General features: G+C 71.8%; 12 protein-coding genes. 5 read left to right on the forward strand and 7 right to left on the reverse strand.

The annotated features are described in order from the left end of the window. Nucleotides 1–53: 53 nt before the first annotated feature. The 5 genes from ACFYNL_RS10665 to ACFYNL_RS10685 form a co-directional block, all read right to left on the reverse strand. Complete coding sequence (locus ACFYNL_RS10665) at nt 54–3773, reverse strand: ABC transporter ATP-binding protein (RefSeq protein ID WP_388799869.1); 3720 nt, start codon at nt 3771–3773, stop codon at nt 54–56. A gap of 90 nt (nt 3774–3863) precedes the next feature. Next, complete coding sequence (locus ACFYNL_RS10670; protein ID WP_388799872.1) at nt 3864–4895, reverse strand: esterase-like activity of phytase family protein; 1032 nt, start codon at nt 4893–4895, stop codon at nt 3864–3866. 52 nt (nt 4896–4947) lie between these two features. Then, nucleotides 4948–5838 (reverse strand): serine hydrolase, encoded by an 891-nt coding sequence (locus ACFYNL_RS10675; protein WP_388799875.1) that lies wholly within the window; start codon nt 5836–5838, stop codon nt 4948–4950. A gap of 113 nt (nt 5839–5951) precedes the next feature. Further along, nucleotides 5952–6281: a hypothetical protein gene (locus ACFYNL_RS10680; protein WP_388799878.1), complete on the reverse strand. Its 330-nt coding sequence runs from the start codon at nt 6279–6281 to the stop codon at nt 5952–5954. After that, on the reverse strand, nt 6278–6451 hold the full coding sequence (locus ACFYNL_RS10685; RefSeq protein ID WP_388799880.1) for a hypothetical protein: 174 nt from the start codon (nt 6449–6451) through the stop codon (nt 6278–6280). Before ACFYNL_RS10685 ends, ACFYNL_RS10680 begins: the two co-directional genes overlap by 4 nt. A 162-nt stretch (nt 6452–6613) precedes the next feature. Here ACFYNL_RS10685 and ACFYNL_RS10690 point away from each other — a divergent pair, with 162 nt between their 5' ends. From ACFYNL_RS10690 to ACFYNL_RS10705, 4 genes are all read left to right on the forward strand, one after another. Further along, entirely contained in the window at nt 6614–7408 is a 795-nt protein-coding gene (locus tag ACFYNL_RS10690) for a helix-turn-helix domain-containing protein (protein ID WP_388799883.1), read from the forward strand. After that, nucleotides 7401–7619, forward strand: a complete 219-nt coding sequence (locus ACFYNL_RS10695) for a DUF397 domain-containing protein (protein WP_388799886.1) — start codon at nt 7401–7403, stop codon at nt 7617–7619. Before ACFYNL_RS10690 ends, ACFYNL_RS10695 begins: the two co-directional genes overlap by 8 nt. Nucleotides 7620–7822: 203 nt before the next feature. Then, the gene (locus ACFYNL_RS10700; RefSeq protein WP_388799889.1) at nt 7823–8623 is read left to right on the forward strand and encodes an endonuclease I family protein; all 801 of its coding nucleotides are present in this window, start codon (nt 7823–7825) and stop codon (nt 8621–8623) included. A 116-nt stretch (nt 8624–8739) separates the two neighbouring features. Next, nucleotides 8740–8967 (forward strand): hypothetical protein, encoded by a 228-nt coding sequence (locus ACFYNL_RS10705; RefSeq protein WP_388799892.1) that lies wholly within the window; start codon nt 8740–8742, stop codon nt 8965–8967. 11 nt (nt 8968–8978) lie between these two features. Here the strand turns inward: ACFYNL_RS10705 and ACFYNL_RS10710 are convergent, their stop codons facing one another. Both ACFYNL_RS10710 and speB read right to left on the reverse strand, forming a co-directional pair. Next, on the reverse strand, nt 8979–10667 hold the full coding sequence (locus ACFYNL_RS10710; protein ID WP_388799896.1) for a thiamine pyrophosphate-binding protein: 1689 nt from the start codon (nt 10665–10667) through the stop codon (nt 8979–8981). Continuing rightward, a complete protein-coding gene (speB, locus tag ACFYNL_RS10715; RefSeq protein ID WP_388799899.1) occupies nt 10664–11644 on the reverse strand; it encodes an agmatinase in 981 nt (326 codons plus the stop codon). Before speB ends, ACFYNL_RS10710 begins: the two co-directional genes overlap by 4 nt. A gap of 259 nt (nt 11645–11903) precedes the next feature. Between speB and ACFYNL_RS10720 the strand changes: the two genes are divergently transcribed. Next, a complete protein-coding gene (locus ACFYNL_RS10720) occupies nt 11904–13364 on the forward strand; it encodes a PucR family transcriptional regulator ligand-binding domain-containing protein (protein ID WP_388799902.1) in 1461 nt (486 codons plus the stop codon). The last annotated feature ends 9 nt before the right edge of the window (nt 13365–13373 follow it).

Raw genomic sequence — 13373 nt, forward strand, 5'->3', positions numbered from 1 at the left:
GTACGGACGCACGACGTAGGCCGGATGGTTGCGCCGGCGGCACGAACAGGCCCTCACCGGGACGCGCCGACCGGTTCCTCCGGCTCGGCCCGGCCGAGGAAGGTCCGCCACAGTTCGGCGTAGCGGCCCTCGCGCGCCAGCAGCTCGTCGTGCGTACCGTCCTCGGCCACCCTTCCGTGGTCCATCACCACGACCCGGTCCGCGCGGGCGGCCGTGGTCAGGCGGTGGGCCACCACGAGCGTGGTGCGCCGGCCCGCGATGCGGTCGGTGGCCTGGTTGACCTGGGCCTCCGTGGCCAGGTCCAGGGCGGCCGTCGCCTCGTCGAGGAGCAGGATGTCGGGGTCGACGAGTTCGGCGCGGGCCAGCGCGATCAGCTGGCGCTGCCCGGCGGAGAGGTTGCGGCCGCGCTCGGCGACCTCGTGGAGGTAGCCGCCGTCGAGGGTCGCGATCATCTCGTGGGCGCCCACCGCGCGGGCCGCGGCCTCGACCTCGGCGTCCGTCGCGTCCGGGCGGCCGTACGCGATGGCGTCGCGGACGGTGCCCTGGAAGAGGTACGCCTCCTGGGGGACCACACCGAGCCGGTGGCGGTACGTGGTGAGGTCCAGGTCCCGCAGATCCGTGCCGTCGACCGTCACCCGGCCGCCGGTCGGGTCGTAGAACCGGGCCACCAGCTTCACGAGCGTCGACTTGCCCGCGCCGGTCTCACCGACGAACGCGACCGTCTGACCGGCGGGGATCCGCAGGTCGATGCCGGTCAGCGCCTCTTCGTCGTCGCCGTACTTGAAGTGGACGTCCTCGAAGGCGACCTCGCCCCGCAGCGACCGCACCTCGCGCGGCTCCTCGGCCGCCTTCGTCGACGTCGGCTCGCGCAGCAGCTCCTGGATCCGGCCGAGGGAGACCGTGGCCTGCTGGTAACCGTCGAAGACCTGGGAGAGCTGCTGGACCGGGGCGAAGAACAGGTCGATGTAGAGCAGGTACGCCACCAGCGCGCCGGTCGTCAGCGTCGCGTCGTCGATCCGGGCGCCGCCCGCGATCAGCACCGCCGCCGCGGCCGCCGACGACAGGAACTGCACGAAGGGGAAGTAGACGGAGATCAGCCACTGGCCCCGGATCCGGGCCCGGCGGTAGCTGTCGCTGCTCTCGGCGAACCGCGCGCCGCCGTCCCGCTCGCGCCGGAAGGCCTGCACGATCCGCAGCCCCGCGACCGACTCCTGCAGGTCGGCGTTGACCACCGACACCCGCTCACGGGCGAGTTCGTACGCCTTCACGCTCGCCCGGCGGAAGAAGTACGTGGCGACGATCAGCGGCGGCAGCGTCGCGAAGACGACGAGCGCGAGCTGGACGTCGATCACCAGCAGGGCGACCATGATGCCGAAGAAGGTGACGACCGAGACGAAGGCCGTGACCAGGCCCGTCTGGAGGAAGGTCGACAGCGCGTCGACGTCGGTCGTCATCCTGGTCATGATCCGGCCGGTCAGCTCGCGCTCGTAGTAGTCGAGCCCGAGCCGCTGGAGCTGGGCGAAGATCTTCAGACGCAGGGAGTACAGGACGCGTTCGCCGGTACGTCCGGTCATCCGGACCTCGCCGACCTGGGCCGCCCACTGGGCGATCACGGCGAGCAGGGCGAGCACGGAGGCCGTCCAGACGGCGCCGAGGGCCGCCGCGGAGACGCCCTCGTCGATGCCGTGCCGGATCATGACGGGCAGCAGCAGGCCCATCCCGGCGTCCACGGCGACGAGACCCAGGCTGATCAGCAGGGGCGCCCCGAAGCCGCGGAGCAGCCGCCGCAGTCCGTATGACTCCTCCGGCCGGACCGCGCGTGCCTCGTCGACGTCGGGGGTGTCGGTCGCCGGGGGCAGCGCCTCGACCTGCGCGAGCAGCTCCGGGGTGGCCGGGGAGTCGGCCAGGGCCAGGTCCTTGCGTTCGCGGTCGCCCGTCCACAGCCTCGGTGTCACCCCGCGCTCGGCGTCGAACTCGGCGTCCAGTTCGTCGCGTACGGAGGTGTCCTCCTGCGGGCAGGAGGGCTGGGCGTGGCCGGGTGAGACGCCGCCGAGTTCGTCGGGGTCGGTCAGCAGGCGGCGGTAGAGGGCGGAGCGCTGCTGGAGTTCCTCGTGGGTGCCGAGGTCGGCGAGCCGGCCGGCGTCCAGGACGGCGATGCGGTCGGCCAGGCCCAGGGTGGAGCGCCGGTGGGCGATCAGCAGGGTCGTCCGGCCTTCCATGACGTGTTTCAGCGCCTCGTGGATCTCGTGCTCGACACGGGCGTCCACCGCCGAGGTGGCGTCGTCGAGGACGAGGAGGCGCGGGTCGGTGAGGATCGCCCGGGCGAGCGCGACACGCTGACGCTGGCCGCCGGAGAGGGTGAGGCCGTGCTCGCCGACCTTGGTGTCGTACCCCTCGGGCAGTTCGGCGATGAAACGGTCCGCCTGGGCGGCCCGGGCGGCTGTGCGGATCTCCTCGTCGGTCGCGTCGGGCCTGCCGTACGCGATGTTGTTGCGCACGGTGTCCGAGAAGAGGAAGGAGTCCTCGGGCACCAGTCCGATCGCGGCCCGCAGCGAGTCGAAGGTCAGCTCGCGGACGTCGTGGCCGCCGACGAGGACGGCACCGCCCGTGACGTCGTAGAAGCGCGGCAGGAGGAGGGAGACCGTGGACTTGCCGGAGCCGGAGGAGCCGACGACCGCGAGGGTCTCACCGGGGCGGATCTCGAAGCTCAGCCCGTCGAGGACCGGGCGCCCGTCGTCATAGCCGAAGGACACGTCGTCGAACTCGACGGTCGCGGGGGCATCGGCCGGGAGGGTCCTGGTGCCCTCCTTGATCGACGGCTCGGTGTCGATCAGCTCCAGGACGCGCTCGGTGCCCGCGCGGGCCTGCTGGCCGAACGTGAGGACCATGGCGAGCATGCGGACCGGGCCGACGAGCTGGGCGAGGTAGGTGGAGAAGGCGACGAACGTGCCCAGGGTGATGTGCCCGCGCACCGCCAGCCAGCCGCCGAGCGCGAGCATGGCGACCTGGCCGAGCGCCGGGACGGCCTGGAGCGCCGGGGTGTACTTGGAGTTGAACCGGATGGTCCGCAGCCGCCCCGCGAAGAGCCGTCGGCCGACCTCCCTGAGCTTGCCGGTCTCCTGCTCCTCCTGCCCGAACCCCTTCACCACGCGCACACCGCTGACGGCGCCGTCGACCACGCCCGCGACGGCAGCGGCCTGCGCCTGGGCGTACCAGGTGGCCGGGTGCAGCCGGGCCCGGCTGTACTTGGCGATCCACCACAGGGCGGGGGCGACCGCGAGGGCGACCAGCGTCAGCGGCAGCGACAGCCACGCCATGACGACCAGGGAGATCAGGAAGAGCATGAAGTTCCCGATGGTCATCGGGAGCATGAACAGCAGACCCTGGATCAGCTGGAGGTCGCTGGTGGCCCGGCCCACGACCTGTCCCGTGGACAGCTCGTCCTGGCGCCGCCCGTCCAGCCGGGTGATCGTCCCGAACATCTCGGTCCGCAGGTCGTGCTGGACGTCGAGGGCCAGACGGCCGCCGTAGTAGCGCCGGATGTAGGTGAGGACGTACACCGCCAGGGCGGCGGCGATGAGCAGGCCCGCCCAGACGGCCATGTCCCGCGTGTGGTCGGTGATGACGTCGTCGATGATCACCTTGGTGATCAGGGGGACGACCGCCATGACGGCCATGCCGCCCAGGGAGGAGCCGAGAGCGAGTATCACGTCCTTGGGGTAGCGCCGGGCGTAACCCCACAGCCGTCTTGCCCACCCCTGCTCCGCTGCCACGCCGGTGCCCTCCGTTCGTCCTGATCTACCGGAAGGCACCAACGCGGGCAGGAGCGGATTTCATCCCTCCGCGACGGATCGGGTCCGGCCTCAGAGGCGTACCCGCAGGTGGTAGAACCGCGTGGTCTGCACCTGGTTCTGGTTGTCGTCGCTGACCAGCAGCACGCGCAGCCGATCGCCCTTACGGCCCGTGATCGCCATGCCCTCGATGTTGTCGAGCAGCGGGTTCGGCTGGGGCTGCTTCGCGGTCGCTCCCAGTGACGGACAGTTCACGAGGTCGGCGAGGAGCGACTTCTCGATCAGGCGTACGCCGCCCTGGCCCGTGAGCTTCTCGATGCCACCGGTGTCGGTGGCCCGGCGCGGGTCGGCCAGGTAGAGGCGGACGGTGTTGCCGACGCCCGGGGTGAAGCCGCGCTCCAGGACGAGGAGACGGCCGTCACCGGTGGCCTGGACCTCGGGGACGCCGAGTCCGGTGTCGGTGCGGTAGGCGTACTGCCGCCCGAGCGCGAAGTCCCCGCTCCCGGTCTTGCGCCAGGTCTGGAAGCGGACGATCCCGGCGCTGTCGCCGGTGAGGGCGTACTCCATCGACGCGAGCAGGGTACGGCCGCCGGGGAACAGGGTGAGCCCCTCGAAGGTGCCGTTGGAGACGGCACGGCCCACCGGGGCGACCCCGAGCGCGTCCGGCACCGGCAGCCGGTCCAGGATCCTGCCGTCGCGGGAGTAGCGGCGCACCGAGGGCTCGGTCTCGGAGGAGACGAGCCGGGTGCCGTCCCGTTCGACGACCAGGCCCTCGGAGTCGAGCGCGCCGCCGGACTCGTCGGCGAGCGGGACGACCCCCTCGGGCACGAGGGTCTCGCCGTCCAGGCGGAAGAGGGCGGAGCGGTCGGAGACGGCCGCGAGGGAGCCGTCGCGGTCCACGGCGAGCCCGGAGAGGTTCCCGACGAACGTTCCCTCGTACGTCGTCTTGTCGAGCGCGTCGGAGAAGCGGTCGATGGATACGGCGGCCGAGCAGGCGTGGCCGCCCCGCGGGGCGGTGTGGGCGTTCGCCGGGCCGGCGGCGGTGAGGCAGGTGGCCGCCGCCAGGCCCGCCGTGGCGGTCGCGAGTACGGTTCTCAGACTCATGGGGTCACCGTACGGCGGGTGGGTGACGCGAGGTGGGCCGCCGCGTGAAGCGTCAGCTCGCCGCGAGGTCCCTGTGGATGACCTTGGCGACGCCCTGGATGGTCGTGATGCCGTAGTTCATGGTGCTGTTGCCGTGCGTGAGCACCGTGATCATGTAGTCGTGGCCGCCGCCCTTGAACGCGCCGACGCTGTGCACCCGCCAGCCGTGGGTGGACCGCTGCAGCCAGCCGTTCTTGACGGCCACGGTGACACCGGACGGCACCCCGTACGGCGTGCCCCAGCGCTGCGAGGAGACGACCTGGCCCATCAGCTTCAGGATGTAGGCGCGGGAGTTGTCGCTGAGCACCGAGTTCCTGGCGGTGATGAGCTTGAGCAGCTTCTGCTCGTCGGTGACGGTGATCTGGGTCAGGCCCCAGTAGCCGTTGGCGCCCGGCTTGGTCTGGGTCATGCCGGCCGCGGCCAGGAAACCCTTGATCTTCGTCATGCCCAGCTGCTTCCACAGCTTGCTGGTCGCGTCGTTGTCCGACTTGGTGATCATGGCCTTGGCCAGGGCCACCTCACGGTCGGTCAGATACCGGTCGTGCTTCTTCGCGTCCCACAGCAGCGTGGCCAGCACGGTCACCTTGACGACACTGGCGGAGTCGAAGGCGCTGGACGCCCGCAGGGTGCAGGTGGTGTTGGTGGAACGGTCGTACAGCCCGACCGCGATCGTGCCCTTGCGGTTGGCCAGGGCGGCCGTGATGTCCCTCTTCAGCTTGTCGGCCAGTCCCGCCTTGGCGGACGTGCAGCTGACGGTGGGCGTGACCGCCGCGGCCGCCGGGGTGGCGGCGGCGACGGACGGTATGAGGACGCCCGCGCCCACGCCGACCGCCAGGAGCGCTCTCGCACGCCTGGCGCCTGTCGTCTTCTTGCTCGATGTCCCGCTCGATGTCCCATGAGTCATGTCCTGTGGACCAACGAGCCCACGGGAAAGGTTGTACGGGGGATGACCGCTGACGGCCTACTGTCCGGGGGGCGGTTGCCCCGAAAGGCCGAGGGCCGGTCTCCGGATCGGCACTACGGCGGTCCGCTTCCCGGGTCGTCCTCGTCCCACGCGGCCCCGGCGAGTCGCGCGCCCCGGCTCTCCGCGACCCGCCGGACATCGGCCAGCGCCTCGCGCATCCGGGCGAGCAGGAACCGGAGCTGGTCCGGCGTCACCCGCCGGTCGGCGAGCACGTCGTCCACGTGGCCGAGGAGGTCGTCCGCCATCGCGAGCTGGACCCGTTCGGCGGTGTCGGCCAGACGGGAGAGCCGGCCGGTTCCGTCGGTGTCGAGATAGCAGGGCTTGCCGCCCTCCCCGGTCCACGGCAGCAGACGGACGCCCCTCCGGTGGGGGGCGCGGTTCACGACGCCTTCCCCCGGATGATCACCATGCACTCCCGGGGGATCCCGCAGGACCCGAAGCCGATACCGGGTACGGCGGCGGGCGGCTGGACCCGGCCCGCGTCGTGGCCCCGGCGGCGCAGCAGACGCGAAAGCGGCGTGCGGAAGAGGGCGGTGACGATACGGTGACTCATGTCGTCGACTCCTGCTGTTCGTTGATGACCACGCCCCCGGACCGGTCGCGCGGTCGCGGGGGTATCGCTTTGCGTAGCGATCAACTCACAGACTGAGACGAAGCGGGCTAGCCTCGCCAGAGGGTCGTGTGTGACCAGGCATTCGTCGCAAGGGAGTTGGCCATGAGCAGCACGTACGGTGACTGGCTGAAGCAGCAGCGCGAGGCGGCGGAGCTGACGCAGCAGCAGCTGGCGGAGCGGGCGATCATGACGCGTTCGCACATCGCGCACATCGAGGCGGGGCGGCGGGTGCCGTCGAAGGAGGATGCGCGGCGGTTGGATGCGGCCTTGGGCACGGGGAATGTGCTGAGTACCTTTCTGCCACAAAGCGACATGGCGGTCGCCGACTACTTCGAGTCGGTGCGCGTACTCGAACAACAGGCGGTGATGATCCGTGAGTTCGCTCCGGCGTTCTTCCCGGGCATCGCCCAGACGGAGAGGTACGCACGTGCGGTCCTCGGTGCGGCGTTCCCCCCGGTGAGCAAGGAGGCGTGTGACAAGCGAGTCGTCACACGCCTTGAGCGCGCGAAGATCCTCGACGATCCGGTGACGCCCGTGGTGTGGCTGCTGCTGGACGAGGCGGTCCTGCGGCGCCCGGTGGGCAGCGAGGAGGTCATGGCGGAGCAGATCATGCACATCGTCCGTCTGGCCGAGTCCGGACGCGTCCGCGCCCATGTGATGCCGTTCAGTACGGGCCACTACCCGCTCATGTCGAGCATGCTGACGCTGATGTGGTTCGAGGACCAACCGCCTCTGGCATACGGTGAAGGAGACCGGATGGGGAAGCTGCACGATTCCCCCACCGTGGTCCGCGAGTTGCAGAGCCGCTATGACCTCGCGCTGAGCGACGCGCTGCCATTGAAGGAGTCACTGGCCCTGCTCAGGGCCATCGCGAAGGAGTACGGGCACGATGACTGACCGGGCCATCCCGAACGCGGCCATACTGAGTGGCTGGCGGAAGTCCTCTCACAGCAATGACGACGCAGGCAGCTGCCTCGAAGTCCTCGACAACCACCCCGCCGGCGTCCCCGTCCGCGACTCCAAGAACCCGCACGGCCCGGCACTGCTCTTCTCCGCCGCCCACTGGTCGGCCTTCGTCGCCGCCGTCAAGGAATCGCGACCTGTGTGAGGTGAACCAGCCCGCCGCCGGCACCGAAACGGCCCCGACTCTCCGGTCGGGGCCGTTTCTCGTACGTCAACTCGCTCGGACAAGCCCCGATTTGCCTTTTCCCGTCATCTGATCGACACATTCAAGCCATCGACATCGCCACATGTCCATGCCACTCTCCCGTTTGCCGCCTCCATTCAACCCGCGTAGATGGGACACCCCACATGCTGGCGACACGCATAGCCCGCCGCTGGAGACCAGTGGCGCTGACCACGGCCGCCCTCGTGGTCGGCCTCACCCCCGCGCTCACCGCGACCCCGGCAGCGGCGACGACGACGCAGTACGACGGCACGTACTACGCCGCCGCGGTCGGCAAGACCGGTACGGCGCTGAAGGATTCGCTCCACACGATCATCAGCGAGCAGAGCACGATCTCGTACTCGGCCGTCTGGAACGCCCTGAAGGTCACCGACCAGGACCCGAACAACAGCAACAACGTGAAGCTGCTCTACAGCGGCATCTCGCGCAGCAAGTCCCTCAGCGGGGGCAGCACCGGCAACTGGAACCGTGAGCACGTGTGGGCCCAGTCCCACGGCGACTTCGGCACCACCGCCGGTCCCGGCACCGACCTGCACCACCTGCGCCCGGAGGACGTCCAGGTCAACGCCATCCGCGGCAACAAGGACTTCGACCACGGCGGCAGCAGCTTCACCAACTCCGGTGGCAGCCTGACCGACTCCAACTCCTTCGAGCCCCGTGACGCCGTCAAGGGCGACGTGGCCCGCATGATCCTCTACATGGCGGTCCGCTACGAGGGTGACGACAGCTGGCCCGACCTGGAGGCCAACGACTCCATCAACGGCAGCGTCCCCTACCACGGCCGCCTCTCCGTCCTGAAGCAGTGGAACGACGAGGACCCGCCGGACGCCTTCGAGGAGCGCCGCCACGAGGTCATCTACACCAGCTACCAGGGCAACCGGAACCCGTTCATCGACCACCCGGAGTGGGTCGAGGCGATCTGGTAGACGGGCGGGCCCTGCCCGGTCGCCGTCGGCGCCGGGGGCCTGGCCGGCCCCCGGCGTGCTCGGTCACCACCTGTGCAGCGCAATACCCGCGCCGATCCGGCACCGTTGATCCGGCCATGAAGAAGATCAGCGCGCTCGCCGCGCTCACCCTGGCAGGCCTCGTACTCGCCGCTCCGGCACACGCCGACGACGGCGACCGGGGCCGTATCAACATCGCCGGCTACTCCGCCGCCAACATCTGCCGGCAGGCACTCGCGCTCGTCCCGGTGGCCGCGCCGTGGACCAGCCCCGCGGTGGACGACGCCTGCTACAACCGGGACCACGTCGACGACACGCGCGACTAGACGCTGAGGCGTCACCCCGTCAGGTGCGTGGGCGCGAACATCCGCAGCACCGCCGGGAGCACCACCACCGAGGGGCCCGGCGCGGACAGCGCCTTCGCCAGGTCGGACTCCAGCGTCTCCGGGGTCGTACGGACCCCGGGGACGCCGAACGAACCGGCCAGCGCCACGTAGTCGGGCCGCGTCAGGTCCGTCGCCATCGTCTGCCCGAAGGCGTCCGTCATGTACTCGCGCAGGATGCCGTAGCCGCCGTCGTCCACGATGAGCCAGGTGACGTTCAGGTCGTACTGGCGGGCCGTCGCCAGCTCGGCGATCGAGTACAGGGCGCCGCCGTCGCCGGACACCGCGAGGACGGGGCGGGTCGGGTCCGCCACCGCCGCACCGAGCGCGGCCGGGAAGCCGTAGCCGAGGCCGCCGGACCCCTGGGCGGAGTGCATGTGGTTCGGGCCCATGGCGTCGAAGGCCGACCAGGCCCAGTAGGCCAGGATCGTCATGTCCCAGAAGGACGGCGAGTCGGCGGGCAGGGCCCGGCGCACGGACGCCAGCACCTCCTGCTCCAGGGTGAGTTCCTGGGCGGCGATGCGCTCGGCGACCTTCGCGAGCACCTCCCGGACCCGGTCCGGCGCCGACGGGTCCTCGCGCCCGGTCACCGTCTCCAGCAGCGCCTGCAGGGCGAGACGGGCGTCCGCGTGGATGCCCAGCGCCGGGTGGTTGGCCTCCAGCTTGCCGAGGTCGGCCTCGATCTGCACGACCCGGCCACGGGGCTTGAACGTGTGGTAGTTGGAGGAGAGTTCACCCAGTCCCGAACCGACGACCAGGAGGACGTCGGCGTCCTCCAGGAAGTCCGTGGTGTGCCGGTCCTCGATCCAGGACTGGAGGGACAGGGGGTGCGTCCAGGGGAAGGCGCCCTTGCCGCCGGGCGTGGTGACGACCGGTGCCTGGAGCTTCTCGGCCAGTTTCCTCAACTTGCCGGAGGCGTCCGCCCGCACCACTCCCCCGCCCGCGATGATCGCCGGACGGGCCGCCCTGGAGAGCAGGGCGGCGGCGACCGCCGTCAGTTCGGGGCGCGGCGGCAGCTCCTCCGGGAACGCGTCGCCGCCCGTCACCACCGGGATCACCGTCTCGGCGAGCAGGACGTCCTGCGGGATCTCCACCCACACCGGGCCGTGCGGGGCGGTCAGCGCCGACTTCCAGGCGGCCTCGATAGCGGAGGGGATCTGGGACTGCGCACGGACGGTGTGGACCGACTTCACCACGCCCCTGAACGAGGCCGCCTGGTCCGGGAGTTCGTGCAGATAGCCGTGCCGGCCGCCGCCCAGCCCCGCCGTGGGGACCTGGCTGCTGATCGCCAGGACCGGGGCGGAGGCCGCCGCCGCCTCCTGGAGCGCGGCCAGGGAGGTCAGCGCGCCCGGCCCGGTGGAGAGCAGCAGCGGCGCCGCCTCGCCCGTGATCCGGCCGTACGCGTCCGCCGCGAAGCCGGCGTTGTTCTCCACGCGCAGGCCGACGTACCGCAGGTCGGAGCGGCGCAGGGCGTCGAACATGCCCAGCGCGTGCTGTCCGGGCAGCCCGAACACCGTCGTCGCGCCGAGTCCGGCCAGCGTCTCCACGACCAGGTCTCCGCCGTTGCGGCCGGCCGGAGGGTTCAGGGCGGCGGCGGTCTGCGCCTCGGTAGGGCGGAGCACCAGGTCGTGGTCGTGGGTCACTTGGCCTTGTTCTCCTCGCGGGCCTGGGCGATCTGGCGGGACATGATGGTGGTCAGTTCGTAGGCCGTGTGGGACGCGGCCACCGACGTGATCTCGGCATGATCGTACGCGGGAGCCACCTCGACGACATCGGCGGAGACGAGGTTGCAGGACGCCAGGCCCCGCAGGATCTCCAGCAGCTCCCGGGAGGTCATGCCGCCCGCCTCGGGGGTGCCGGTGCCGGGCGCGTGGGCCGGGTCGAGGCAGTCGATGTCGATGGAGATGTACAGCGGGCGGTCGCCGATGCGCTGGCGCAGCTGGTCGGCCACCTCGTCGGCGCCGCGGCGGTAGATGTCCGCGGAGGTGACGATGCCGAAGCCCATCTTCTCGTCGTCGGTGAGGTCCTGCTTGCCGTACAGCGGGCCGCGGGTGCCGACGTGGGAGAGGGCGGAGGTGTCGAGGATGCCCTCCTCCACCGCGCGGCGGAAGGGCGTGCCGTGGGTGTACTCGGCGCCGAAGTAGGTGTCCCAGGTGTCGAGGTGCGCGTCGAAGTGGAGCAGGGCGACCGGGCCGTGCTTCTTGGCGACCGAGCGCAGCAGGGGCAGCGCGATGGTGTGGTCGCCGCCCAGGGTCATCAGGCGGGCGCCGGTGCCGAGCAGCTCGTCGGCGGCGGCCTCGACGGTCTCCACGGCCTCGTTGATGTTGAACGGGTTCACGGCGATGTCGCCGCCGTCCGCGACCTGGGCGAGGGCGAACGGGGAGGCGTCCTGCGCCGGGTTGTAGGGGCGCAGCAGCCGGGACGCCTCGCGGATCGCGTTGCCGCCGAAGCGGGCGCCCGGCCGGTACGAGACGCCCGAGTCGAACGGCACCCCGACCACGGCGACGTCGGCTCGGCCGACCTCGTCGAGGCGCGGGAGCCGGGCGAAGGTCGCGGGTCCGGCGTACCGCGGGATGCGGGAGGAGTCGACGGGGCCGCGGGGCGTCTCGTTGCCGGTCATGGTGGATCGCCTTCTTTCCTACGTGTGGTCGTGTGTGCGCTTCCGCGGTGGATCACGGGTGGCGGGGCCACGGGCCGGTGGCTCGCGGGCCGGCGGCTCGCGGGCCGGCGGCTCGCGGGTCGATGGCTCACGGAGAGGTCCGCGACGTCCGCCCGCGCCCGCGCGCTGCCGGGTCCGCATCGACAGTAGATGGCCGCAAAGCGGCTGCGAAGTGTACGTTTCATCCATCCGAGGCTGTGTGACTGGAGGAAGCGTCCATATGCCGGAGCCCGCCGTTCCGCCGACCCCGCCGGTACCTCTGTCGGCCCTCCTGGCCCGCGAGGATCTGGGCCTGCGCCAGATCGCCGGTCCCAGGGGCGCGGACACGGTGATCCACTGGGCCCACACCTCCGAGATGACCGACCCCTACCCCTATCTTCTCGGCGGCGAGCTGCTGCTGACAGCCGGCGTGCACATCCCGCAGGCCGCGGGGCAGGGCACGTACTTCGACGACTACGTCACGCGGATCGTCGCGGCGGGCGGCGCGGCGCTCGGCTTCGGGCTCGCCCCCGTCCACGACACGGTGCCCGGCGCACTGGTCACGGCATGCGAGACGTACGGCCTTCCGCTGCTGGAAGTCCCGCCGCGGACCACCTTCTCGGGTGTCGCCCGCGCGGTCTGGCAGCTGATGGCCCAGGCCCGGCTCGCCGAACTGCGCCGTGTGACGGAGGCCCAGCAGAGCCTCGCGGCGGCGGCCGCACGCCCGGACCCGGTCCGCGCCGTGCTGCGGCAGCTGGCCCGGCGGGTCGGCGGCCGGGCGGTGCTGTACGGGCCGGAGGGCGCGGTGGTCGGGCAGGCGGGGCGGGAGCCGGACGCCGGGGTCCGGGAAGGGCTGGCGGGGCTCGCGGGTGTCGTCACCAGCAGGTCCTCCGCCACGGCCACCGACACCACCGCCTCCGGCACCCACCTCGCCGCCTACGCCCTCGGGGCCGGCCGGGGCTTCGTGCTCGGGGTCGCCGCGCCGCGCCGCGACACCGGCGACCACACCATCGCCTCCGTCGCCGCCGTGCTGCTCTCCCTCCTCACCGGCGAGCAGCAGAGCGGCTCCGGAGCGGCCCGTTCGGCGGCGCTCGTACGGCTGCTGCTGGGCGCCGAGCCGGAGACGGTCGCCCCGCTCCTGGGCGTCGGCCGCCTGCTCGTGGTCCACGCCCGCCCCGACACCGCGCCCTGCGATCCGGTGGCGGCCTCGGCGCTGGGCGCGGCCCTCGGCTCCCCGCTGGTCGACCTGGCGCCGGACGTCGTGCGCGTCCTCGTGCCGACGGACCGCGAGCCGGCCGCGCAGCCCGGCTGGACCCTGGGTGTCAGCGCCCCCGCGGAGCCCCGGGAGTGGCCGGCCGCCGACACCCAGGCGGCCCGAGCGCTGTCCCGGGCGAGGGCCACCCGCGCGCCCCTGATCCGGCACGGCGCCCACCGCCCGGCCCTGACCGACCTGCTCTCCCCCGACGATGCCCGCGCACACGCCCGCTCCCTGCTCGCGCCGCTCACCGCCCCGCTCACCGAGACCCTGCGCACCTGGCTCTCCCTGCACGGCAGTTGGGACCGCACCGCGGTGGCCCTGTCCGTCCACCGCAACACCGTCCGCCAGCGGATCGCCCGGTGTGCCGCGCTGCTCGACACCGACCTGGACGACCCGGACGTACGGATGGAGCTGTGGTTCGCGCTGCGGCACACGGAGCGGTGACGCGCACAG

It is taken from the genome of Streptomyces sp. NPDC007808, assembly GCF_042868655.1.
In the GTDB taxonomy this organism is placed as follows: Bacteria; Actinomycetota; Actinomycetes; order Streptomycetales; family Streptomycetaceae; genus Streptomyces.